17 protein-coding genes are annotated in these 22,268 nt (G+C 69.1%); 11 read left to right on the top strand and 6 right to left on the bottom strand.

Going from position 1 to position 22,268, the window contains the following annotated elements; genetic code table 11:
• Positions 1-94 precede the first annotated feature (94 nt).
• The 3 genes from U1H99_RS27160 to U1H99_RS27170 are packed head-to-tail and all read left to right on the top strand — an operon-like array spanning position 95 to position 6,449.
• Positions 95-3,250 carry a TonB-dependent receptor domain-containing protein gene (locus U1H99_RS27160; RefSeq protein ID WP_323144754.1) on the top strand — a complete coding sequence of 1,052 codons (3,156 nt, stop codon included), beginning with the start codon at positions 95-97 and terminating at the stop codon, positions 3,248-3,250.
• Positions 3,250-4,797: a glycoside hydrolase family 28 protein gene (locus U1H99_RS27165; protein ID WP_323144755.1), complete on the top strand. Its 1,548-nt coding sequence runs from the start codon at positions 3,250-3,252 to the stop codon at positions 4,795-4,797. Before U1H99_RS27160 ends, U1H99_RS27165 begins: the two co-directional genes overlap by 1 nt.
• Positions 4,794-6,449: a glycoside hydrolase family 43 protein gene (locus U1H99_RS27170; protein ID WP_323144756.1), complete on the top strand. Its 1,656-nt coding sequence runs from the start codon at positions 4,794-4,796 to the stop codon at positions 6,447-6,449. The genes U1H99_RS27165 and U1H99_RS27170 overlap by 4 nt, the downstream gene beginning before the upstream one ends.
• Here U1H99_RS27170 and U1H99_RS27175 read toward each other — a convergent pair.
• The 4 genes from U1H99_RS27175 to U1H99_RS27190 are packed head-to-tail and all read right to left on the bottom strand — an operon-like array spanning position 6,446 to position 11,994.
• Complete coding sequence (locus U1H99_RS27175; RefSeq protein WP_323144757.1) at positions 6,446-7,555, bottom strand: diguanylate cyclase; 1,110 nt, start codon at positions 7,553-7,555, stop codon at positions 6,446-6,448. The genes U1H99_RS27170 and U1H99_RS27175 overlap by 4 nt on opposite strands.
• Before the next feature lie 5 nt (positions 7,556-7,560).
• Positions 7,561-10,263, bottom strand: a complete 2,703-nt coding sequence (locus U1H99_RS27180; RefSeq protein WP_323144758.1) for a bifunctional diguanylate cyclase/phosphodiesterase — start codon at positions 10,261-10,263, stop codon at positions 7,561-7,563.
• On the bottom strand, positions 10,260-10,712 hold the full coding sequence (locus U1H99_RS27185; protein ID WP_323144759.1) for a phosphate ABC transporter substrate-binding protein: 453 nt from the start codon (positions 10,710-10,712) through the stop codon (positions 10,260-10,262). Before U1H99_RS27185 ends, U1H99_RS27180 begins: the two co-directional genes overlap by 4 nt.
• Before the next feature lies 1 nt (position 10,713).
• Positions 10,714-11,994, bottom strand: coding sequence for a hypothetical protein (locus tag U1H99_RS27190; protein ID WP_323144760.1), 1,281 nt, complete (start codon positions 11,992-11,994; stop codon positions 10,714-10,716).
• Between the two features lie 271 nt (positions 11,995-12,265).
• Here U1H99_RS27190 and U1H99_RS27195 point away from each other — a divergent pair, with 271 nt between their 5' ends.
• The 5 genes from U1H99_RS27195 to U1H99_RS27215 all read left to right on the top strand — a co-directional run bounded on the left by U1H99_RS27195 (position 12,266) and on the right by U1H99_RS27215 (position 18,800).
• Positions 12,266-12,598: a YnfA family protein gene (locus tag U1H99_RS27195; RefSeq protein WP_375341655.1), complete on the top strand. Its 333-nt coding sequence runs from the start codon at positions 12,266-12,268 to the stop codon at positions 12,596-12,598.
• Positions 12,599-12,690: 92 nt separating this feature from the next.
• Entirely contained in the window at positions 12,691-13,065 is a 375-nt protein-coding gene (locus U1H99_RS27200) for a hypothetical protein (RefSeq protein WP_323144761.1), read from the top strand.
• A gap of 83 nt (positions 13,066-13,148) precedes the next feature.
• Positions 13,149-14,426 carry a TolC family protein gene (locus U1H99_RS27205; RefSeq protein WP_323144762.1) on the top strand — a complete coding sequence of 426 codons (1,278 nt, stop codon included), beginning with the start codon at positions 13,149-13,151 and terminating at the stop codon, positions 14,424-14,426.
• Positions 14,427-14,434: 8 nt separating this feature from the next.
• On the top strand, positions 14,435-15,658 hold the full coding sequence (locus U1H99_RS27210; protein ID WP_323144763.1) for an efflux RND transporter periplasmic adaptor subunit: 1,224 nt from the start codon (positions 14,435-14,437) through the stop codon (positions 15,656-15,658).
• 10 nt (positions 15,659-15,668) lie between these two features.
• Positions 15,669-18,800 carry an efflux RND transporter permease subunit gene (locus U1H99_RS27215; RefSeq protein WP_323144764.1) on the top strand — a complete coding sequence of 1,044 codons (3,132 nt, stop codon included), beginning with the start codon at positions 15,669-15,671 and terminating at the stop codon, positions 18,798-18,800.
• Between the two features lie 91 nt (positions 18,801-18,891).
• Here the strand turns inward: U1H99_RS27215 and U1H99_RS27220 are convergent, their stop codons facing one another.
• Positions 18,892-19,410, bottom strand: coding sequence for a YgjP-like metallopeptidase domain-containing protein (locus U1H99_RS27220; protein ID WP_323144765.1), 519 nt, complete (start codon positions 19,408-19,410; stop codon positions 18,892-18,894).
• Between the two features lie 175 nt (positions 19,411-19,585).
• Entirely contained in the window at positions 19,586-19,924 is a 339-nt protein-coding gene (locus U1H99_RS27225) for a KGG domain-containing protein (protein WP_323144766.1), read from the bottom strand.
• 214 nt (positions 19,925-20,138) lie between these two features.
• On the opposite strand from U1H99_RS27225, the gene purU reads away from it, so the two are divergent.
• From purU to U1H99_RS27240, 3 genes are all read left to right on the top strand, one after another.
• Positions 20,139-21,008, top strand: a complete 870-nt coding sequence (gene purU, locus U1H99_RS27230; protein WP_323144767.1) for a formyltetrahydrofolate deformylase — start codon at positions 20,139-20,141, stop codon at positions 21,006-21,008.
• Positions 21,009-21,039: 31 nt separating this feature from the next.
• On the top strand, positions 21,040-21,582 hold the full coding sequence (locus tag U1H99_RS27235; protein ID WP_323144768.1) for a YaeQ family protein: 543 nt from the start codon (positions 21,040-21,042) through the stop codon (positions 21,580-21,582).
• Positions 21,583-21,776: 194 nt separating this feature from the next.
• Complete coding sequence (locus U1H99_RS27240) at positions 21,777-22,232, top strand: copper chaperone PCu(A)C (protein WP_323144769.1); 456 nt, start codon at positions 21,777-21,779, stop codon at positions 22,230-22,232.
• The last annotated feature ends 36 nt before the right edge of the window (positions 22,233-22,268 follow it).

A 22,268-nucleotide genomic window follows, 5' to 3' on the forward strand; every position in this document is an offset into this window, starting at 1 on the left:
TCATCCCGGTGAGCGCTCGCCGATTGACCGGTTTTCACGCACCTGCCTACCATCGATTTGATGGAGACGAAGCCCCTAATAAAAGGATCGCACAATGAAAACCAATCATCGCAAGCACTCTGGAGCGCGCAGCCGAGCCAGGCGCGCAGGCTCGCTGTCGGCCATGCTGATCGCGGCCAACCTCGGCTGCCAGGCCAGCGCGCAGACTGCGGCACCGCCGCCCGACCTTGCCACTGCCACCACCGATGCGCCGGCCGCCGACACCAGGCCGGCCGTGACGGGCGAACAGAACAAGGTCGTCGTCACCGGCACCCGCCTGATCAACCGCGGTTTCCTGGCGCCGACCCCAGTCACCACGGTCGACCAGCAGGAACTGCAGCTGAGCGGCACCCAGAACCTCGAAGTCATGCTGTCGGACACGCCGCAATTCACGGCCAACCAGTTGAGCAGCCCGACCGCCAACACCGTGCAGCCGGGCCAGCCCTCGGGCACCTCGACGCTCAACCTGCGCAACCTGGGACCGACCCGTAACCTGGTGCTGGTCAACGGCCGCCGCTTCGCCATCACCGGTCCCGACTTCACGACCGACATCAACACGATTCCCTCGGCGCTGGTCAAGCGCGTCGAAACCGTCACCGGCGGGTCGTCCGCGGTGTACGGCTCGGATGCGATCTCCGGCGTGGTCAACTTCATCCTGCGCGACAATTTCGAAGGCGTGGAAATCAACGCCCAGCACACGGCCGACCAGCCGACCCGCACCCCGACCAACAGCCTCGACCTGACGGTGGGCGGGAATTTCGGCGGCGGCAAGGGCAACGTCGTGTTCTCGCTGAACTACATGAACCGCGAAGGCTTCACCCGGGGCGAGCGCGGCGGCTGGGCGCTGCCTTCGCTGGGCGACGGCTGCGTCACCGCGGATTCCTGGTCGGCCACCGGTCCCGGCACGCCGCTGACGGTGCCGTCCGGCCAGACCTGCCAGGGCGCCGGCGGCCGGCCCGGCCTCATCTACAGCGGCTCCTCGAACGTGCCGAACGGGCGCATCGGTAACCTGCCGCTGGTCGGCTCCGCCGCCAGCAACCCGGCCCTGAACGCGGCCCTGATCGCGGCCGGCCTGCAGGGCATGGGCACGCTCGGCGCCGTGTTCGACCCCACCGGCAAGACCGTCCGCCCCTACGTGGCGCCCGGCGACGCCTACGACCTCGGCCCGCTGTCGTACATGGTCACGCCGCAGAAGCGCTGGATGAGCAATGCATTCGCCCACTACGATTTCCATGAACGCGCCATCGGCTACATGGAGGCGCACTTCAGCAGCAACACGGCCAACGTCCAGATCGGACCGACCAGCGCCAGCGGCAACTTCCTGTTCAACACCAACAACCCCTACCTGAGCGCGCCGATGAAGGAAGTGCTGCGCCAGCTCGACCTGCGCGAGAGCGGCACCACGCGCGTCACCAACGGCACCTCGTCGATCACCACGGTGCCTGGCGACGGCCTGGCGGTGCTGAACTACAACCGCCGCTTCTCGGACCTCGGCGGGCGCGTGGCCGACACCGACCACCAGGTGTACCGCATCGCCCTCGGCCTGCGCGGCACGCTGCCGGACGTCTCCGGCAGCTACCTGCGCGACCTGCGCTACGACGTCTACGCCACCCGTGCGCGCACCAAGGAGACCCAGGACCAGGGCGGCTCGATTTCGCTCAGCCGCTTCCAGAATGCGATCCTGTCGCAGAACGGCGCGGCGCCGGTGCTGAACCCGTTCGGCCAGAACCTGACCCAGGCGTCGGGCAACGCCATCGCGGTGTCCTCGAAATCGACCATCCTGGCCGAGCAGAACGTGGCCGCCGCCAACCTCACCGGCCAGTTGATGGAGCTGCCGGCCGGCGCGGTCGACTTCTCGACGGGGCTGGAGCGCCGCTATTCCTATAGCGAGTACAACCCGGACGTGTTCCTGGCCTCGGGCGACGTCTCGGGCTGGAACGCGGCGCGCGCCACGCGCGGCTCGACCACCGTCAAGGAAATCTTCGGCGAGGTGCGCGTGCCGCTGCTGGCCGACCAACCCTTCGCCAAGAGCCTGAGCGTCAGCGGCGCCTTCCGCCGTTCCGACTACGACATCGCCTCGGTCGGCAAGGTCTGGACCAGTTCGATCGGCTCGGAATGGGCACCGGTGCGCTCGCTGACCTTCCGCGCCCAGAAGCAGAAGTCGATCCGCGCGCCCAATGTCGGCGAGCTGTTCGGCGGGCAGGGCACCAACGGCCCAAGCGCCACCGACCCGTGCTCGAACCGTGCCCCGCTGGCCCAGCAGACCGCCGCCGTGCGCGCGCTGTGCGAGGCCACCGGTGTGCCGGCCGGCCGCGTGTTCGACGCCTCGGTCCAGCCGACCAATTTCATCACCCAGGTCGTCGGCGGCAACCCGGCACTGCACGCCGAAGACTCGCACACCACCACCGTTGGCGTGGTGTACATGCCGACCGCCGTGCGCGGCCTGCAGATGAGCGCCGACTTCTACCGGATCACCGTCAACGATGCCATCTCGACCCTCGGCGGCGGCGGCGTGCAATCGGTGCTCAACCTGTGCTACAACACGATCCAGAACGCGGCCAGCGTGTACTGCCGCGCCATCAACCGCGACCCGATCACCGGCCAGATCGCGGCCCCGACCTATGTGACCACGACCGCCGCCAACATCGGCGGCATCCTCACGCGCGGTGTCGACCTCGCGGCCCATTACGGCTTCCGCACCAGCCAGGGCTGGGCCGGTCGCGGCTATGGCTCCGACATGCAGTGGAACCTCGACACCAACTGGACCTTCACCGACGAGCTGACCTTCACGCCGATCCAGGAACTGCCGGACCTGAAGAACCGTTGCGTCGGCACCTGGGGCGCCACCTGCGGCCAGCCGGTGCCGCGCTGGAAGGGCACGGCGCGCGTCAGCATGAAGACCGGCCCGCTGCTGCTGTCGGCGCGCGCCCGCTACACCGGCGGCGTCACGGTCGACACCTATGCGCTGGCCGCCAACCCGCCGGCGCTGGACAGCCTGACCAATCCCAAGATCAAGGGCTACACCTACCTCGACCTGACCGCCGGCTACGAATTCAACCGCACGGTGAACCTGCTGGGCGGCGTGCGCAACGTGCTGGACAAGGACCCGCCCATCCTCGGCTCCTCGCAGCTGCCGTCGAATAACACGGTGCCGGCAACCTACGACACGCTCGGCAGGTCCTTCTTCGTCACCCTCAACGTCAAGCTGTGATGAAGAGGCCGACGATGGATGTGGATGCGCCGGCAAACCCGCGCCGGCGCCGGCTGGGCATGGTACTGGGCGCCGCGACCGCTGCGGTACTCACCGCACCGTGGCCGCGGCCCGTGGCGGCGGCAGCGGATTGCGGCCCGGGTCCCGGCTGGGCCGATGCGCTGCGGCGCGACCTCGATGCGATGGCGCAGGATTTGACGCGCAGCCTGCGTCCCTGGCCGGTACCATCACGGGTGTTCCGGCCCGAGGACTACGGGCGCCAACCCGGCATCCTCGCCACCGGCGCGATCCAGCGCGCCGTCGATGCCTGTGCGGCCGCCGGCGGCGGCGTGGTGCGACTGGCCGGCGGCGACTACGTCAGCGGCACGATCGACCTGCGTTCCGGGGTGATGCTGGAAATCGGGGAGGGCGCGCGCCTGCTGGCCAGCACCGATCTCAAGGACTACCCCGAGCGGCGTGCGCGCCGGCCCACGGTCATGGACAGCAACATGGGCATGCACCAGTCGCTGATCTTTGCCGAAGGCTGCGAGCGGGTCGGCATCCGCGGCAAGGGCACGATCGACGGGCGCGGCACCCATGACAACTTCCCGGGCGAGGAAACCATCGGCGCCACGCCGGGCCGGCCCTTCCTGATCCGCATGCTCGACTGCCGCCAGGTCGTGATCCAGGATGTGCGGATGCGCGATTCGCCGTGCTGGATGCAGAACTACCTGAACTGCGAGGACTTGCTGGTCGAGCGCATCCACGTTGAGAACCAGGCCAACCACAACAACGATGGCCTCGACATCGACGGCTGCCGCCGCGTCATCGTGCGCGATTGCTTCATCAGCGCCGAAGACGACGCCCTGTGCTTCAAGGGCGCCGGCGGACGGCCGATGGAGCAGGTGCTGGTCGAGCGCTGCCGCCTGTACAGCACCTGCAATGCGCTGAAGTTCGGCACCGATTCGCAGGGCGACTTCCGCAACGTGCTGGTGCGCCACGTCGAGGTGGGCGGACCGTCGAAAGAGATGCGCGCGCTGAAGCGGCGCAAGGCCGACGGCGGCATCTCCTGGGAGTCGGTGGACGGCAACACGATCGAGCGCGTGCTGGTGCACGACGCCCATATCGTGCGCGCCGAGAGCCCGCTGTTCCTGCGCCTGGGCGACCGCGGCCGCGTCATGCCCGGCCAGCCGCGGCCGCCGGCCGGGCGCCTGCGCCGGCTGGTGTTCGACCGCGTCAAAGGCGACGACAATGGCGTGCGCGGTTCCTTCTTCACCGGCCTGCCGGAACGCCCGATCGAGGACGTGCTGCTGCGCGACGTCGACGTGGCGATGGATGCCGCCATCACGCCGGCGGCGCGTGCCGACGCCATCCCGGAAGCGCGCGCCGACTACCCGGACCCGCACATGTTCTCGGCGGTGATGCCGGCCTACGGCCTGTGGACGCGCGACGTGCGCGGCCTGAGCCTGGCGCGGGTGCGCTTCCGCAGTCCGGGCGGCGACCCGCGCCCGATGCTGCTGCCGCTGCGCACCACGACAAACGATCCTTCCCGCCCATGCAAAGAATGAAGACCCTCTCGGCACTGCTGGGTGCCTGCCTGCTCGCCGGCGCGTTCTCGCACGCCGCCCAGGGCGGGGCCGTCCAGGCCGCCGCCGGCTACCGCAACCCGATCCTGTACGCCGACTATTCGGACCCGGACGTGATCCGCGTCGGCAAGGATTACTGGCTGGTCGCCTCCAGCTTCCACTTCGCGCCCGGCATCCCGGTATTGCACTCGACCGACCTGGTGCACTGGCGCATCGCCGGGCACGTGCTGCCGCGCCTGCCGTTCCACCCCGCCTACGACATGGTGCCGCCCTACAGCCTGACCGACGCCATCTCGAAGCCGGTCGGCAGCGGCCAGCGCTACGCCGGCGGCGTGTGGGCGCCGTCGATCCGCCATCACGGCGGCCGCTTCTACGTGTACTGGGCCACGCCCGACGAGGGCATCTTCATGAGCAGCGCGCTTGACCCCGCCGGTCCGTGGAGCGCGCCGGTCGCGGTGCTGCCCGGCGCCGGCTACGAAGACCCGTGTCCGTTCTGGGACGACGACGGCAAGGCGTACCTGGTCCATTCGAAGGTCGGCGCCGGCCCGCTGGTGCTGCATGCGATGAGCGCGGACGGCACCCGCGTGCTCGACGCCGGCAAGACCATCGTCGAGGACAAGGTCAACCTGCCGGTGCTGGAAGGGCCGAAGCTGTACAAGCGCAACGGCTATTACTACATCTTCGCGCCGATCGGCGGCGTGAGCACCGGGCCGCAGGCGGTGCTGCGCGCGCGCCGGCTGGACGGGCCCTGGGAGCAGCGCAAGGTGCTGTTGCCGGGGAACGGGCTGGATGGGCCGCACCAGGGCGGCTGGGTCGAGACGCCGTCCGGCCAGGGCTGGTTCGTCCACTTCGACAGCACCGGCGCCTTTGGCCGTATCGGCCACCTGCAGCCGCTGGTGTGGCGCGACGACTGGCCGGTGATCGGCGCACCGGCAGACGATGGCACTGCGGGGCTGCCGGTGGCCGGCGGGGCCATGCCCGATACCGGCGCCGCACCGTCGAGCGAGCGCCTGCAGGACAGCGACGAATTCTCGAGCGGGCGGCTCGGCTTGCAGTGGTCCTGGAACCACAATCCGGACGACGCGCGCTGGAGCCTGGCGCAGCGGCCCGGCTACCTGCGCCTCGAAGCCGGCCAGGCACGCTACCTGGTCGGGGCGCGCAACGTGCTGACCCAGGTGCTGCAGGGGCCGGCCTCGCAGGTCACGGCGCGCCTCGAACTCGGCGGACTCGGCGAGCAGCAGCGCGCCGGACTGGCGCTGTTCGGCGTCAAGGTGCCCTGGATCGGCATCGTCCGCGAGGGCCAGGCGAATTTCCTCGCCTGGGCCAATGCCGGTGAAGAAACCCGTGTGGCGCGCGTCGAGGGCAAGGCGATCCTGTTGCGCGCCACGGTGAGCGCCGCCCAAGACGTCCAGTTCGCCTGGGCGCCCGACGCTTCGGCAGAGCGCCGCGCGCACTTTGTCGACGTCGGTCCGGCGATCCCGCTGGCGCCTTTTTCATGGTGGAAGGGCAGCCGGCCGGCCCTGTTCACTTATATCAAGGCGGAAACCGATGCGCCGAAAAGCGCGGAGGCCGGGCATCGCATCGAGCAGAACTACGTCGACGTCGACTGGGTGCGGGTGGCACAGCCGCGCTAGTCGGCCACCACCCGGTCGCGCCCGGCGGACTTGGCGCGGTACAGCGCCTTGTCCGCGCGATTGATGGTGTCAGCAAACGACTCGCCGGCGGCGCGCACGCACAGGCCGCCCGAGAAAGCGATGCGCAGCCCGTCCAGGCCGGCCACGGCGAGCGCGGCGACGTCGAGGCGGATACGTTCCAGCAGCGCCGCCGCCTGCTCGGCGCCGGTGTCCGGCAGAAGCAGCAGGAATTCCTCGCCGCCCCAGCGGGCCACCACGTCGCCGTCGCGCAGGCCGTCGCGCAGCGCGGCCGCGAAGCTGCGCAGCACGGCGTCGCCGGCGGCATGGCCGTGGCGGTCGTTGATCTGCTTGAAGTGGTCGATGTCGAGCAGGGCGATGCAGGTGCCGGCGCCGCCGGCGGCGGGCTGGCGCCGTTCCTCGGCCGCCAGCACCTCGTTCATGTGGCGGCGGTTGGCCAGCGCGGTCAGTTCGTCGACGGTGGCCAGCTTGCGGATGGTGTCGAGCGCTGTTGCCAGCTCCTCGCGCTGGCGCGTCAGGCGCGCGCGCAGCTTGGTCATCTCGCCGGTGAGGAAGGTCACCGCCAGCGAGCAGGCCGCCATGATCGCGAAGGTCACGCCTTCCACCGCCGGCGGATAATGCAGCGGATCGTGGGCCTGGTGCCACCACATGGTGAGGCCCATGCCGGACAGGCCGGCGAAGGCCAGCGCCAGGGTCTGGCGCGGGCGCAGCGCGAAGGTGCAGAATACGACCACCACCATCAGACCCATCAGCGTGGTGCCGCGCAGCGGGCCGGCGATCGAATACGCCCACATGTTGCAGCCGATGCCGAACAGGCCCTGCGCCACCGCCAGCGTGGTGGGTTTCAGGCCGAGCACGCCGCTGGCGCGCACCAGCAGGTAGAAGGCGGCGATGCCGCCGCCGGTGTACAGCGCCAGCGCATCGACCGCCTGCGATGCGGCGGCGATCCGCTGGTTGTAGAACAGGAAAAGGAAAAAGCCATACAGCACGGCCGTCGCCGCCCAGTACTGCAGCATCCGGTGCAGCTTGGGATCCGCCCCGAACAGCAGGCGCGCAATCGTGAAGCGGGTCTGTGTCGTGGGGCGCATGGCGTTCATGCTACCAGTTTTGCGGGCGGCGGGCTTGGCCTGGGCAGGCCCCCCGGCTGGTCATGCAGCAGCGCGGCGATGCGCTGCGCCGGTACCGGTGGACTGAACAGGTAGCCCTGCATCTCGTCGCACTCGTGGGCGCGCAGGAAGTCGCGCTGTTCCTCGGTCTCGACGCCCTCGGCGATCACCCGCAGGTCGAGGCGGTGGCCGAGCGAGATCACGGCCAGCGCGATCGCCTGGTCGTCCGGGCTGTCGGCCAGGTCGCGCACGAAGGACTTGTCGATCTTGAGGGTGCTGATCGGGAACGACTTCAGCGCCGACAGGCTCGAATAGCCGGTGCCGAAGTCGTCGATCGACAGCGACACGCCCATCGCCTTGAGTTCTTCCATGCGGCCGAGGGCGCCGTTCAGGTCGCGCATCAGCAGGCTCTCGGTGACTTCCAGTTCGAGCGCGCCGGGCGGCAGTCCGGATGCCTGCAGCGCCGCGGCGACGCGTCCGACCAGGTGCTTTTCCTCGAACTGGCGCGCCGAGACGTTGACCGACACGGTAAAGGATTCCATACCGTCCTGCAGCCAGGCTTGCGCCTGCCGGCACGCGGTGCGCAGCACCCATTCGCCCATGGCGACGATCAGGCCCGACTCCTCGGCCAGGCCGATGAAGCGCGCCGGCGAGACGATGCCATGCTCCGGATGGTGCCAGCGGATCAGCGCCTCGACCCCGAACAGGCGGCCGCTGCGCAGGTCGATCTTTGGCTGGTATAGCAGGTGGAAGCCGTTGCCGTCCGGGCTGCCCTGGCCTGCGGCCTCGGCCGCCAGCGTGGCGTCAAGCGCCTGGCGCAGGCCTTCCATCAGCACCAGCTTTTCCTCGAGGCTGGCGTTCATCTCGCGCGTATAGAACTGGAAGTTGTTCTTGCCCAGGTCCTTGGCGCGGTACATCGCGGCATCGGCATTCATCATCAGGGTCTTGGGGTCGGCGCCGTCGCGCGGGTACATCACCACCCCCATGCTGCAGCCGACCTGCACCGCCTGGCCGTCGACCAGCACCGGCGCGCCGACCGCGTCGCGGATAGTTTCCAGCAGCGGGTTCAGGGCTTGCGCGCTGTCGCTCACGTCGGGCAACAGGATCACGAACTCGTCGCCGCCCAGGCGGCCCAGCGTGTCGCCGCCGCGCAGGCAGCCCGACATGCGCGCCGCGATCGCCTGCAGCAGCGCGTCGCCGGCGTTGTGGCCGAGGCCGTCGTTGACCAGCTTGAAACCGTCCAGGTCGACGAAGGCCAGTGCCAGGCAGCCGCCTTCCTCGCGCGCCTTGCGCATCGCCTCTTCCAGACGGTCGCGGATCAGGGTGCGGTTGGGCAGGCCGGTCAGCTCGTCATGGTGGGCCAGGTGGCGGATCCGGTCTTCGGTCAGCTTGCGCTCGGTGATGTCGCGCACCGTGGCCACCACGCCGTTCTCGACCTGCACCACCTGGCGCTGCAGCCAGCGGCCGGTGGCCGGCGGCGTTACCGCCTGCCATTCGCCCTCGGCCACGCCGCCGTGCACGGCCACGCGCGCCAGCTCGTCGAAGATGCCGTTGCCCAGGTACGACGGCATCAGCTCCGACAGGCAGCGGCCGCTCATCACGTTCCTGGCGTAGCCGGTCAGCGCCTCGCCCGGGCGGTTGGTTTCCTCGACCGTGAAGTCGCTCACGGCGCCGTCCGCGCCGTAGACGCAGCGCAGCACGAAGATCGCGTCCAGGCTGGCCTCGGAGGCGGCCGCATAGGTCTCGTGGGCTTGCCGTTCGCGCCGGCGCGCCTTGGCCAGCTGCCACGACCAGGCGCTGACCAGGCCGGCCAGCACTACCAGCAACAGGCTGCCGGCCAACGCCGCTGTGAGGTAATTGGCGCGGCGCTGCTCGAATTCGGCCATCTGTTCGGCCCCGGACAGGCCGACCACCGCCGCCAGCGGGAAGCCGTGCAGGCGGCGCACGCTGAGCCAGCGCGCCACGCCGTCGGGCATCGTCACGTCGGCGCCTCTGGCGTCTGCCTCGATGGCGTCGACGTTGATCGTCCGGCCCCAGGACAGGCGTTCGCCGACGCGCTGCGCGCGCGTGACGCCGTCGCTGCCGACCAGCGCCAGCAGGCCTTGCTCGCCCTGGCGCGAGCGTTCGTAGGCACTGGTGAAATAGGCCGGGTCGACGTCGACGATGGCGATGCCGCCGAAGCCGCCGCCGGCAGCCTCGATGCGGCGCGTGAAACGCAGGTGCGGTTCTTCCGGCGTGCCCCCGGTGCGGCTGACGAAGGGCTGGGCGCCGCCGTCGCGGTGCACGGTGAACCAGGGCTCGTGCGCGACCTCGTGCAGCGGGCGGTCCGGATTGCTGGCGACGATGCGGCCGTCGCGGTCGGCGATCGCCACCGCGAACACCAGGCCGGGCGGCAGCAGGCCCTGGCGGCGCAGCGCCGGCAGCGCCCCGGCGGGACCGTCCACCTGCACCGCGTACTTGATCACCTTCAGGGTCTGGTCGATCGCGTTCAGGTTGCGCGCCACCTGGGCTTCGTAGGTCTCGACCAGTTCATGCACGGCGTCGCGCGCGGTGTTTTCCGCGGTGCTGCGTTCGGCGTCGATGAAGTGGAAGGTCGAGATCCAGATCGCGGCCAGCGGCAGCAGGGCAAACAGCGGCAGCACGAAATGGGTCTCGAGCAGGCGCCCGAACCAGGAGCGGGCACGCATCATTGCACCACCAGCACGGCGCGCACGCTCGGGTCGAGCGCGGCGCGGTCGATGTAGCCGATGGTGTCGGCCCTGTCGGCCACGCAGCGCCGCACCGCGATGCTGTCGGGCGCTTCGAGCGGCGGCTGGCCGCGCCCGGTGAACACCATTTTCGACCACCAGGCCTTGAGCAGCGCCGGAGTTTTATTGGTGATGCGCAGGTAGAACTCGTCGCGCAGCGGGGTGCCGAGGCGCTGGTCGAGCGGCGCCGCTTCGGTGCCGTCCGGGAAGCGCGCGCTCTGGCCGAGGAAGATCGCCGCCACCTGGTCGGCGCGCAGCGTCGTCAACGCGCTTTTGGCGGACACGATCACCACCAGCTCGGCGGCTGAGGCGGGCGCGTTCGCGCCGCACACCAGGGCCGGCAGCAGGAGCGCGGCGGCGGCGGCGTGACGGAATAGCTTGATGAGGCGCATGTCAGTACACGAAGTCGAGGGCGACGCTGGCGACATGGGTCGTGCGACCGGACACGAAGTCGGGCGTCGGGTTGATCAGGGTGCCGCGTGAACCGCGGCGCGGCGTGACGCGGTCGTACTGCAGCTTGAGGGCCATGTTGGTGCGCAGGTCCCAGCGTACGCCGGCGCTGCTCGAGGTCTGTTCGGGGATGGTGCCCAGTATCCCGTTGAGGAGCTGGTTCAGGGCCGCGCCGCGGGCCGCCAGCGCGGGCGGCAAACCGGCCAGCGGCAGGCCCGGGTCGCTGGTGGCGCTGGCGGCGTGCACGCGCGACCAGGTGAGGTATGGGGTAAAGTTGTCCTGGCGCCAGCCGGCGCTGGCATACATGCTGCGGGTCGCGCCCAGCAGCGAGTGGGTGAGCGTGCGGCTGGCTTCGGCCATCGCGAACCAGCGGCCGGGATCGTAGTTGACGCCGAGGCTGGCGACGGTGAAGCGCTTGTGGTCGATCGCATAGGCGCGCGTGATCGCGGCGCCGGCCGTGCCGAAGGCGTCGAAGGCTTGGAACAGTTCACCTGCGATGTCGGTCGTGGCTTCGGTGTCGATCACGCTGGCGCGCACGCTGAGCGCGCCCCAGTCGCTGGTATGGGCCAGGCCGGTAATGTGGCGGCCATAGGCGCGCCGCGGCTTGCCAAGGCCGATGTCGGCGTAACCGTAGAACACTTGCGACACGTTGCGCAGCGGCCCCAGGCTCCAGCTGTAGTTGATGTCGGCACCGTCGCCGCTGGTGAACGGCATCGAGCCGTAGGCTTCCACCGGCGGGCGCACCCACGGGTAGATGTAGCCGACCTTGCGGTATTCGGCCGCCAGGAACATCGGCAGCGCCATGCGGCCCACGCGCAGCGCCAGTTCCGGGGTCACCTGGTATTTGATGTTGGCCCATTCCACGCGCGGGCGGTAGCTGTTGTCCAGGTCCTGTTCGCTGACCACCTGCAGGACCGCCGACCAGCGCTTGCTCAGCGCCAGGTCGAGCTGCAGGCCGAGGCGGGTGTCGACGTCGGGGCTCCAGCGCCCGCTGGCGCCGGCACCGTTCTTCTTCAGTACCGACGAGGTGAAGTCGGCGTGGCTGGCGCTGGAATGGACCAGGCCGACCGTGCCGAAGCCGGATACCGACAAGGACGGCGACAAGGACGGGGAAACACCGGACGGCGCGCCCGCGCCATCCTCGGCATGGGCGGCGCCACCGGTCATCAGGCCGAGCGCGAGCCCGGTAAAGGTCAGGAAGTGACGACGAAATGGCTGCTGCATGTGCTGGTTTCTACGTAGGCCCTGCCTCTTCGCGGCCAGCATGGTTCATGGATGGCCGGAACGGAGTGCGCATTGGCGGCCTGCTGGGACAGGGCAGGCCGGGCGCACGAGTGTGCGCGACCCTTGACTGTAAACGTAGCCTACAGGAAAGTCGAGGATTTCGGATGACTGTTATGCAATTTGTAAAATATTGTTGCGTATAGGTAACTATATCGGTGTCTGACGCCGGGCGGTTATGATGCTGGCCTGTCCACGCCAACCGGAATGCGAATTGATACTGAAGACCGGCCTGCTGTTCATCCTGACCGCCATCGCCGAAATCCTCGGCTGTTTTTTGCCCTACCTGTGGTTGCGCAAGGGCGGCCCGGCATGGCTGCTGGTGCCGGCCGCGGCCAGCCTGGCGCTGTTCGTCTGGCTGCTGACGCTGCACCCGGCGGCCAGCGGACGCGTGTATGCGGCCTACGGCGGGGTGTACGTGGCCACCGCGCTGGGCTGGCTGCGGTTCGTCGACAGCGTCGCGCTGACCACGCGCGACTGGGCGGGGGCGGCGGTGGCCCTGTGCGGCATGGCGATCATCGTGTCGGGCTGGGGCCGCAGCGGCTGAGCGCCATGAACATCCCCCGCGGCGCCGATTGCAGGTATCATTGCGCCAGCATTCAATCACGTCAGCTCAACCACTAACCGCCAACCACCCCGATGCGCCGCTGGGTCCTCATTCTCCTGCTGCTGGTCTATCCATTCCAGGTTGCCCTGGCGATGGCGGACAAGTGCTGCGTGACGACCGCCGCCGGCGTGACCCACCACGTGGCGCAGACGGTGACGATGCTGGACGACGGCTGGGCTGCCGTGCCGGAACCAGTGTTCCTGGCCGACGACGACGGCCCCTCGATGGCCGACCCGCATTGTCCGGCCTGCATGTTCGGCCACATCCTGACGTTGCCTTCCGAGGCCGGCGTGATCCCGGTCCGGCCGCATCATGGGCCGGCCGTCGCCGCCGTCCCGTCCTTGCGCGACTCGCTGTCCGCGGCGCGTCCCGAACGTCCCAAATGGCCTGCCGCCGCCACTGAGTAGCGCGCAGGTTTTTCCTTTTTCCGCGAGCCGCGAGGCCCGCGCCCGCCTGCGCGCCTGAACGACATCGTTATCAGGAGCAGATCATGGACCCTCGATCCATGCGGCCGGCGCGCATGCCTGCCGCATTTCTTTTCGCATTTCTTTTTGCATTACCTGGTGCAAGCACTGCACAGCCCGCACCCACGGTAGCCCTTGCTGCGCCGCTGACGCTGGCGGACGCGATCCGGCGCGCCCTCGAGCAGCCGGCCGTACGCGCCGCCGGCCACGAGGTGGCGGCCAGCGACGCCGCCGTCGGCCAGGCCGGCAAGATTCCCAACCCGGTACTTTCCTGGCTGCGCGAAGGCCAGCAGGCCGGCGCCCCAAGCACCACCGTGCAGATCAGCCAGCCGATCGAGCTGGGCGGCAAGCGCCAGGCCCGCATTGCGCTGGCGCGCAGCGAGGCCGATGTCGCGCGCAGCGAGCTGGCGCTGCGCCGGCGTGCCATCCGCGCCGACGTCATTGCCGCCTGGTACACGGTGCTGGTGGCGCAGGACAGCCAGGCGCTGGCCCAGGAACTGGCCGGACTGGCGCAGCGCAGCGTCGACGTGGTCGCCCGGCGGGTCGCGGCCGGCAAGGTGTCGCCGATCGACGAGACCCGGGCCCGCCTCGGCGCGGTCGATGCCGCCACCGAACTGACCCGCGCCCGGGCCGAACTGGACGTCGCCCGCGCCCGGCTGGGCGCACTGGTCGGCGCCGCGCCGCCGTCCACCGCGTTGGATGGCGCCGCCGATGCGCTGCCCGCACCGCCGCCGCGGCCGGCCTTGCAGGCGCGCGTGCCTGGCAGCGGCGCGGTGGTGCGCGCCCGCGGCCAGCTGGCGGCGCAGGAAGCGCAGGCCGGGGTCGAGCGCGCGGCGCGGGTGCCCGACCTGACGATCACGCTCGGCAGCCAACGCGAGGATGAGCCGGAACTGCGCACGGCCGGGCGCAGGCAGGCGGTGTTCGGCGTATCGGTGCCGCTGCCGCTGTTCGACCGCAACGATGGCCGCCTGGCGGCAGCGCTGCGCCGTACCGACAAGGCGCGCGACGAGCTGGCCGCCGCCGAGCGCGCGGCCGGCGCCGACCTCGACGCCGCCTGGACCCGCTACGCCGCCGCCCGCGACGAAGCCACCTTGCTGCAGCGCGACGCCATCCCCCACGCCTACAGTGCCTGGACGCTGACGCTGCGCGGCTTCGAAGCCGGCAAGTTCGGCTTCCTTGACGTGCTCGACGCCCAGCGCACCTGGTTCCAGGCGCGCGTGCGCCGGGCCGGCGCGCTGCTGGCGGCCTGGAACGCCTATGCCGACATCGAGCGCCTGGCCGGCGCCGACGACCCATCCGAATGAGAACGAACATGACGAATAAACAGAAATGGACGATCGCGCTGATGTGCGCGGTCGCCGCCGTGCTGGCCGCCCTGATGCTGTGGCGCCAACCGGCAGCACCCGCCGGCGCAGGCCACGACGCCCATCAGGATTCCCACGGCCACGACGATCGCCACCCTTCGGAGGGCGGCCCGCCCGCCGACGCCGGCGCCGATGCCGACGACCGCGTGGTCGCGATGAGCGACGCCCAGGTCAAGGCCAACGGCATCGCCATCGACAGCGCGCGCCCGGCGCTGATCGGCGAACGCCTGCACCTGCCTGCCCGGATCGCGGCGAATGCCGAGCGCACCGTGGCGCTGGCGGCGCCGGCCCAGGGCATCGTGCAATCGGTGGCGGTATCGGTCGGCAGCGCGGTGCGCAAGGGCCAGGCCCTGGCCGTGATCCGCAGTCCGGCGGTGGCGCAGTGGCGCGCCGAACTCGTGGCCGCGCGCCAGCGCCAGGCCTTGGCACGCACGACCTACGAGCGCGAGAAAAGCCTGTGGGAACAGCGCATCTCGGCGCGCCAGGACCTCGACGCCGCCGACGCCGCGCTGAAGGAAGCCGGGATCGCCGTGCAGGCCGCGCGCCAGCGGCTCGATGCCCTGGGTATCGACGCCGCCCGCGATGGCATATCGAGCGCGCTGACGGTGCGCGCGCCGCTGGACGGCGTGGTGGTCGACAAGCCGGCGGTGGCCGGCCAGGCCGTCGACGACAGCAAGCCGCTGTTGACGATCGCCGATTTGTCGCAGGTGTGGGTCGAAGCGGCGGTGCCGGCGGGCAGCCTGGGCCAGGTCGGCACCGGCATGGCGGCCCAGGTCAGCATCGGCACCCGGCCGCAGCCGATCGAGGGCAAGGTCGACCTGGTCGCCCCGGTGCTGGGCGAAACCTCGCGCATGGCCACGGCGCGCATCGTGCTGGCGAACCCCCAGGGTGCGCTGCGGCCCGGCATGCTGGCCAGCGTCGACCTGCTGGGACCGGCGTCGACCGTGGCGGTGACGGTGTCCAGCGATGCGGTCCAGACCGTCCACGAGCGCCCGGTGGTGTTCGTGCGCACCACGGGCGGTTTCCGCGCCCAGGCCGTCACCCTGGGCCGCACCGACGGCAAGCGCACCGAAATCATCAACGGCCTGGCGGCCGGCATCCCGTATGCCACCGCCGGCAGCTTCCTGCTCAAGGCCGATCTCGGCAAGGGCGAAGCCGAACACGAGGATTGAGCGAGCGACCATGTTCCAGAAACTCATCGAATTCGCCATCGCCCGGCGCTGGCTGGTGCTGTTCGCCGTGGCCTGCCTGGGCGGCCTCGGCGTGTATAACTACGGGCGCCTGCCGATCGACGCCGTGCCCGACATCACCAACGTGCAGGTGCAGATCAACACCGCCGCCCCCGGCTACTCGCCGCTCGAAGCCGAGCAGCGCATCACCTTCCCGATCGAGAGCGTGATGAACGGCCTGCCGCGGCTGGAGGGCACGCGCTCGCTGTCGAAGTACGGGCTGTCCCAGGTGACGGTGGTGTTCAAGGACGGCACCGACATCTATTTCGCGCGCCAGCTGGTGAACGAGCGTCTGCAGGAGGCGCGCGCGCGCCTGCCGGACGGCGTCGAACCGGGGCTGGGCCCGACCGCCACTGGCCTGGGCGAGATCTTCTACTGGACCGTCGAAGCGAAGGAGGGCGCGCGCAAGCCGGACGGCAAGCCGTACACCCCGGCTGACCTGCGCGAGATCCAGGACTGGATCGTCGCGCCCCAGCTGCGCGGCGTGCCCGGTGTGACAGAGGTGAACACCATCGGCGGCCACCTCAAGGAATACCAGGTGGCGCCCGACATGGACAAGCTGGCGGCGCACGGCCTGTCGCTGGGCGCGCTGCACGACGCCCTCGAGCGCAACAACACCAACGCCGGCGCCGGCTACATCGAGCGCGGCGGCGAGCAGTTCGTGGTGCGCGCGCCGGGCCAGGTGCAATCGCTCGACCAGATCCGCGACATCGTGCTGGCGCTGGCCGACGGCATGCCGCTGCGGGTGCGCGACGTCGCCGCGGTCGAGCCGGGGCGCGCGCTGCGTACCGGTGCCGCCACCGAGAACGGGCGCGAAGTGGTGCTGGGCGCGGTGTTCATGCTGATCGGCGAGAACAGCCGCGCCGTGGCCGAGGCTGCACGCCTGAAACTGGCGCAGGTGAACCGTTCGCTGCCGGCCGGGGTGCAGGCGCTGCCGGTGTACGACCGCTCGGTGCTCGTCAACAAGGCCATCGCCACGGTGCGCGGCAACCTGCTCGAAGGGGCGGTGCTGGTGATTGCGATCCTGTTCCTTTTCCTCGGCAACCTGCGCGCGGCGCTGGTGACGGCGCTGGTGATTCCGCTGTCGATGCTGATGGTGTTCACGGGCATGGTGCAGGCCGGGGTCAGCGCCAACCTGATGAGCCTGGGCGCGCTCGACTTCGGCATCATCGTCGACGGCGCCGTGGTGATCGTCGAGAACTGTATCCGGCGTTTGGGCGCGGCCCAGGCCCGGCACGGACGGCTGTTGACGCGAGAGGAGCGCTTTGCCGAAGTTGCCGCGGCGGCGGCCGAGGCGCGTCGTCCGCTGCTGTTCGGCCAGCTGATCATCATCACCGTCTACCTGCCGATCTTTGCCCTGTCCGGGGTCGAGGGCCGGATGTTCCACCCGATGGCGATCACGGTGGTGATGGCGCTGGCGGCGGCGATGCTGCTGTCGGTGACCTTCGTGCCGGCGGCGGTGGCGCTGTGCGTGCGCGGGAAAGTGGCCGAGCACGAGAACCGGCTGGTGCACGGCGCACGCCGCCTCTACCTGCCGCTGCTGGACCGAGTGCTGCGCAACCGCCCGGTGGCGCTCGCCTTTGCGGTGCTGGCCGTGCTGCTGTCCGGGATGCTGGCGACGCGCCTGGGCATCGAGTTCGCCCCCAACCTGGACGAGGGCGACCTCGCCGTGCTGACCATGCGCATCCCGGGTACCAGCCTGCAGCAGTCGGTGGCGATGCAGCAGCACCTGGAAAGCGCGCTGTTGCAGCAGTTCCCGGAAATCGAGCGCATGTTCGCGCGCATCGGCACGGCCGAGGTGGCGACCGATCCGATGCCGCCGAACGCCGCCGACAGCTACATCATCCTGCGTCCCGAGCGCGACTGGCCGGCGCCGCGCAAGAGCCATGCCGAGCTGGTTGCCGCCATCACGGAAGCAGCGGGGCGCATCCCGGGCAACAACTACGAGTTCTCGCAGCCGATCCAGCTGCGCTTCAACGAACTGATTTCCGGCGTGCGCAGCGACGTCGCCGTCAAGGTGTTCGGCGACGATCCGGCGGCGATGGCGGCTACCGCGCAGCAGGTGGCGCGGGTGCTGAACGAGGTGCCGGGCGCCACCGAAGTCAAGGTCGAGCAGGTCGAAGGCTTGCCGGCGCTGACGCTGAGGGTGGACCGCGCCCGGGCCGCGCGCTACGGCTTGAACGTGGCCGACGTCCAGGATACCTTCGGCGCGCTGGTCGGCGGCCGCGATGCCGGCACCGTGTTCGAGGGCGACCGCCGCTTCGCGCTCACGATCCGGCTTGGGGAAGGTCAGCGCAACGACATCGACGTCCTGCGCCGCATGCCGGTTGCGCTGCCGGCAGTGGCGGGGCGACCGGCGGCCAGCATCCCGCTGTCGGAGATTGCCACTCTCGATTTCGTGCCCGAGGCGAACCAGATCAGCCGTGAGAACGGCAAGCGCCGCATCGTCGTCAGTGCCAACGTGCGCGGGCGCGATCTCGGTTCCTTCGTCGGCGACGTGCAGGCGCGGCTGGCGCACGTGAAGCTGCCGCCGGGCACCTGGCTGGGCCTGGGCGGGCAGTTCGAGAACCTGCAGACCGCCAGCCGGCGCCTGGCGCTGGTGATCCCGGCGGCACTGGCGCTGGTGTTCGCGCTGCTCTATTTGATGTTCAACAGCGTCAAGGACGGCCTGCTGGTCTTCAGCGGCATCCCGTTCGCGATGAGCGGCGGCGTGCTGGCGCTGTGGCTGCGCGGCCTGCCGCTGTCGATCTCGGCGGCGATCGGCTTCATCGCGTTGTCCGGGGTGGCGGTGCTGAACGGCCTGGTGATGATCTCTTTTGTCCGCGCGCTGCGCGAGCAGGGCATGGGGCCGGAGCAGGCGATGCGCGAAGGGGCGCAGGTGCGCCTGCGGGCGGTGCTGATGACGGCGCTGGTTGCCTCGCTCGGCTTCCTGCCGATGGCGCTGGCGACCAGCACCGGGGCCGAGGTGCAGCGGCCGCTGGCGACGGTGGTGATCGGCGGGATTCTGTCGTCGACGGCGCTGACCCTACTTATTTTGCCCGCGTTGTACGCATGGGCGCACCGGAAGGAAACTAAGAGCGCCTAACAGAAGCCTTCATGACAGCGTTGCGGCGTCTCGCCGTACTAGCGTACTGTCTTCGACGCCGCGCCTTGCCCTGAAGGCTTTGTTAGACGCTCTAAGCCCACAGCCTGTCCCCACCCAGCTCGAGCTGGGTGAGGTACAGGCGCACGTCGAATTCGAGCTGGTGGTAGTCCGGCTCCATCCAGCAGCAGAGCTTATAGAAAGCCTTGTCGTGTTCCTTTTCCTTCAGGTGCGCCAGCTCGTGCACGGCGATCATGCGCAGGAATGCGGGCGGGGCGTCGCGGAACACGGTACCGATGCGGATCTCGCGCTTGGCTTTCAATTTACCGCCCTGGACGCGCGAGATCTGCGTGTGCAGGCCGAGCGCCTGCTGCACGATGGCGATCTTGCTGTCGTATTCGACCTTGGTCACCGGATCGGCGTTGCGCAGGTATTCGTCCTTCAGGTCCTGCACGTAGCCGTACAAGGCCTTGTCGGTGCGGATGGCGTGGGCGTCCGGGTAGCGCTGGCGCAGGTGATCGGCCAGGCGGTCGTCGTCGATCAGCCGGCGGACCTGGACCAGCAGGTGCTCGGGATAGGCGCCGAGGTATTTCAGGTGGGCGGGGGAGGACACGGACGGAGAATGCGGATAAAAGCGCACTCTAGCACAAGGTGGCGAAGGTGTTGGCGTCCAGGATGCGATGGGAAGACCGCGCCCGGTGACGAGCGGCGCGGACGATCCCGGTTCAGATGATCAAGATGATGCGGATGATGGATAAGGACAACGGGGCTGCTGGTCGATGCTTGCCTTATTCCTCCTTGCTGTTGCCCTGGCGGTTGCCGGGCTTGGCCGCTGCTGCGGCGCGGTTGGCCGATTGCCGGCTTTCCCCGCCCTTGCGGCCGATGTCGGCCATGTGGGCGCGGTTGCGGCTGACCACTTCCCCGCCTTTCTGGCCGGCGCGGCGCGCCTCTTCCGAGTCGAACTCGTGCGCCGTACCCTTCTGGTGGGCGGCTTGGCCACCCTTGCTGGCGATTTGACGCTGCTGGTTCTGGTCCATCGCTGCGAAACCGCGCTTGGCAGGCTGGCTTTTCTGCTCGCTGCCGCCCGAGCCTGCAGCGCTCTTGCCGCCGTCCTTGCTTGTCGCCATATCGATCTCCTTGTGCCTGTCGGTGAACAATCAAACCCGAGCGTCATGGATGCGCTCGTGCGTTTAGAGAGGCAGGGGATGCGATAGTTCCGCCGGCTTGGGGGCGGCGCACCAAAAAACGGCAGGGACAGCGCCACGATCCGGAAGTGCTCTATTGGCAATACGTGCGACAATGTCCAGCCCGACATTTTGCTTGCCCTAACGGGCTCTTCTCATGGCGTATCCTGAATATATCCTGACCTTGTCCTGCCTCGATCAGCGCGGCATCGTGCTGCGGGTCTCGGGCTTTTTGGCCGAACATGGCTGTAACATCATCGATTCCGACCAGTTCGGCGACGCCGAATCGAAGCTGTTCTTCATGCGCGTGCACTTCGCGCTGGAAGACGCGAGCGTGAGCGATGCCGCGCTGCGCGCCGGCTTCGACGCCCTGTGCGCGAACCTGGATGCCAAGGGCGAGCTGCACGACACCGCACGCAAGCCGCGTGTGATGCTGATGGTGTCGAAGATCGGCCACTGCCTGAACGACCTGCTGTTCCGCTACCGCAGCGGCCTGCTGCCGGTGGAGATTCCGGCGATCGTTTCCAACCACATGGAGTTCTACCAGCTCGCGGCCAGTTACAATATCCCTTTCCACCACTTGCCGCTCGAGGCCGGTGCCAGCGAATCGGCCAAGCGTGCCCAGGAAGCGCGCGTGATCGAACTGCTCGACACCCACCGCATCGACCTGGTCGTGCTGGCGCGCTACATGCAGATCCTGTCGCCGGAACTGTGTCAGGCACTGAAGGGAAGGGCAATCAACATCCACCATTCCTTCCTGCCCAGCTTCAAGGGAGCGCGTCCGTATGCCCAGGCCCACAAGCGCGGCGTGAAGCTGATCGGCGCCACCGCCCACTTCGTCACCGGCGACCTGGACGAGGGCCCGATCATCGAGCAGGACGTCGAGCGGGTCGACCACGCGATGAGCGTGGATGAGCTGACGGCGATCGGACGCGACGTCGAGAGCGTCGTGCTGGCACGCGCGGTCAAGTGGTTCGTGGAACACCGCATCCTGCTGAACGGCGACAAGACCGTCGTGTTCAGCTGAACCCCAATATATAGAAAGCAGCTAGCACCCGATGGCCCTGAAAGCAACGATCTACAAGGCAGACCTGAACATTGCGGACATGGACCGCAACTACTACCAGGAGCACGCGCTCACCATCGCGCGCCATCCTTCGGAAACCGACGAGCGCGTGATGATCCGCCTGCTCGCCTTTGCCTTGCACGCCGACCCGGCGCTCACCTTCGGCAAGGACCTGTTCGACGTCGAGGAACCGGCCCTGTGGCTGAAGGACCTGACCGGCGCCATCGACACCTGGATCGAAGTCGGCCAGCCCGACGAACGCCGCCTGATGAAGGCCAGCGGCCAGTCCAACCAGGTGATCGTGTACAGCTACAGCGCTACCAGCCACATCTGGTTCAAGCAGCTCGCCAGCAAGATCGAGCGCGCCAGAAAGATCACCATCATCAACATCCTGCCCGAGACCAGCGCCGCCCTCGAGCGCCTGTGCAGCCGCAACATGCAGCTGCAGTGCACGATCCAGGACGGGCAGGTGTGGATCACCGACGGCACCGAGACCGTGCAGGTGGAGCGCGAGACGCTGACGGCGCCGCGCTGATTACAGCCCAGCCGCTATAATCGCCGCGTGCACGCTGAGGTTTTTGTTAGCTTATGAACGTCGCCCCCGCGAAGGCGGGGGCCAAGTTGCTGGCACTACCGATATGCGGGCAAAACTTGGATTCCCGCCTGCGCGGGAAGTCGTTTCCGGCAGTGCCGGGAACGACGCTATTCGACTACTCACCAGGTAACGCCATGTTCAAACGCATCGCCCTGCTGGCCACCGCCGGCCTGCTGTCCACCGCCGCCTTGGCCCAATCCCAGGTCCAGGTAAGTGACCCATGGATCCGCGCCACTGTCCCGGCCCAGAAGGCCACCGGCGCCTTCATGCAGCTGAAAGCCGCCAAGGCGGCGCGCCTGCTGGCCGCCAGCAGCCCGGCCGCCGGCCGCGTCGAGATCCACCAGATGGAAATGCAGGGCCAGACCATGCGCATGCATGCGGTCGACGGCATCGACCTGCCGGCCGGCCAGGCCGTCAACCTGGCGTCCGGCGGCTACCACATCATGCTGCTCGACCTGAAGCGCCAATTGAAGGAAGGCGAGCAGGTGCCGATGACGCTGACGGTGCAGGGCGCCGACGGCAAGCGCGACAGCGTCAACCTGACCGTGCCGGTCAAGCCGCTGGCCTACAGCGCACAAGGCGGCCACTGAGCGCGCATTGAGCCGCCACCGGGCCGCCACCGGGCG

Origin of the sequence: Massilia phyllosphaerae (genome assembly GCF_034659755.1) — a bacterium.
Lineage (GTDB): Bacteria > Pseudomonadota > Gammaproteobacteria > Burkholderiales > Burkholderiaceae_D > Telluria > Telluria phyllosphaerae.

Coding starts and splice junctions, on each gene's coding strand:
- U1H99_RS27180 (WP_323144758.1), bottom strand. CDS start 10,263: ATGATGCGTGCCCGCTCCTGGTTCGGGCGCCTGCTCGAGACCCATTTC.
- U1H99_RS27240 (WP_323144769.1), top strand. CDS start 21,777: ATGTTCAAACGCATCGCCCTGCTGGCCACCGCCGGCCTGCTGTCCACC.
- U1H99_RS27225 (WP_323144766.1), bottom strand. CDS start 19,924: ATGGCGACAAGCAAGGACGGCGGCAAGAGCGCTGCAGGCTCGGGCGGC.
- U1H99_RS27160 (WP_323144754.1), top strand. CDS start 95: ATGAAAACCAATCATCGCAAGCACTCTGGAGCGCGCAGCCGAGCCAGG.
- U1H99_RS27170 (WP_323144756.1), top strand. CDS start 4,794: ATGAAGACCCTCTCGGCACTGCTGGGTGCCTGCCTGCTCGCCGGCGCG.
- U1H99_RS27205 (WP_323144762.1), top strand. CDS start 13,149: ATGGACCCTCGATCCATGCGGCCGGCGCGCATGCCTGCCGCATTTCTT.
- U1H99_RS27185 (WP_323144759.1), bottom strand. CDS start 10,712: ATGCGCCTCATCAAGCTATTCCGTCACGCCGCCGCCGCCGCGCTCCTG.
- U1H99_RS27200 (WP_323144761.1), top strand. CDS start 12,691: ATGCGCCGCTGGGTCCTCATTCTCCTGCTGCTGGTCTATCCATTCCAG.
- purU (WP_323144767.1), top strand. CDS start 20,139: ATGGCGTATCCTGAATATATCCTGACCTTGTCCTGCCTCGATCAGCGC.
- U1H99_RS27175 (WP_323144757.1), bottom strand. CDS start 7,555: ATGCGCCCCACGACACAGACCCGCTTCACGATTGCGCGCCTGCTGTTC.
- U1H99_RS27235 (WP_323144768.1), top strand. CDS start 21,040: ATGGCCCTGAAAGCAACGATCTACAAGGCAGACCTGAACATTGCGGAC.
- U1H99_RS27215 (WP_323144764.1), top strand. CDS start 15,669: ATGTTCCAGAAACTCATCGAATTCGCCATCGCCCGGCGCTGGCTGGTG.
- U1H99_RS27165 (WP_323144755.1), top strand. CDS start 3,250: ATGAAGAGGCCGACGATGGATGTGGATGCGCCGGCAAACCCGCGCCGG.
- U1H99_RS27190 (WP_323144760.1), bottom strand. CDS start 11,994: ATGCAGCAGCCATTTCGTCGTCACTTCCTGACCTTTACCGGGCTCGCG.
- U1H99_RS27210 (WP_323144763.1), top strand. CDS start 14,435: ATGACGAATAAACAGAAATGGACGATCGCGCTGATGTGCGCGGTCGCC.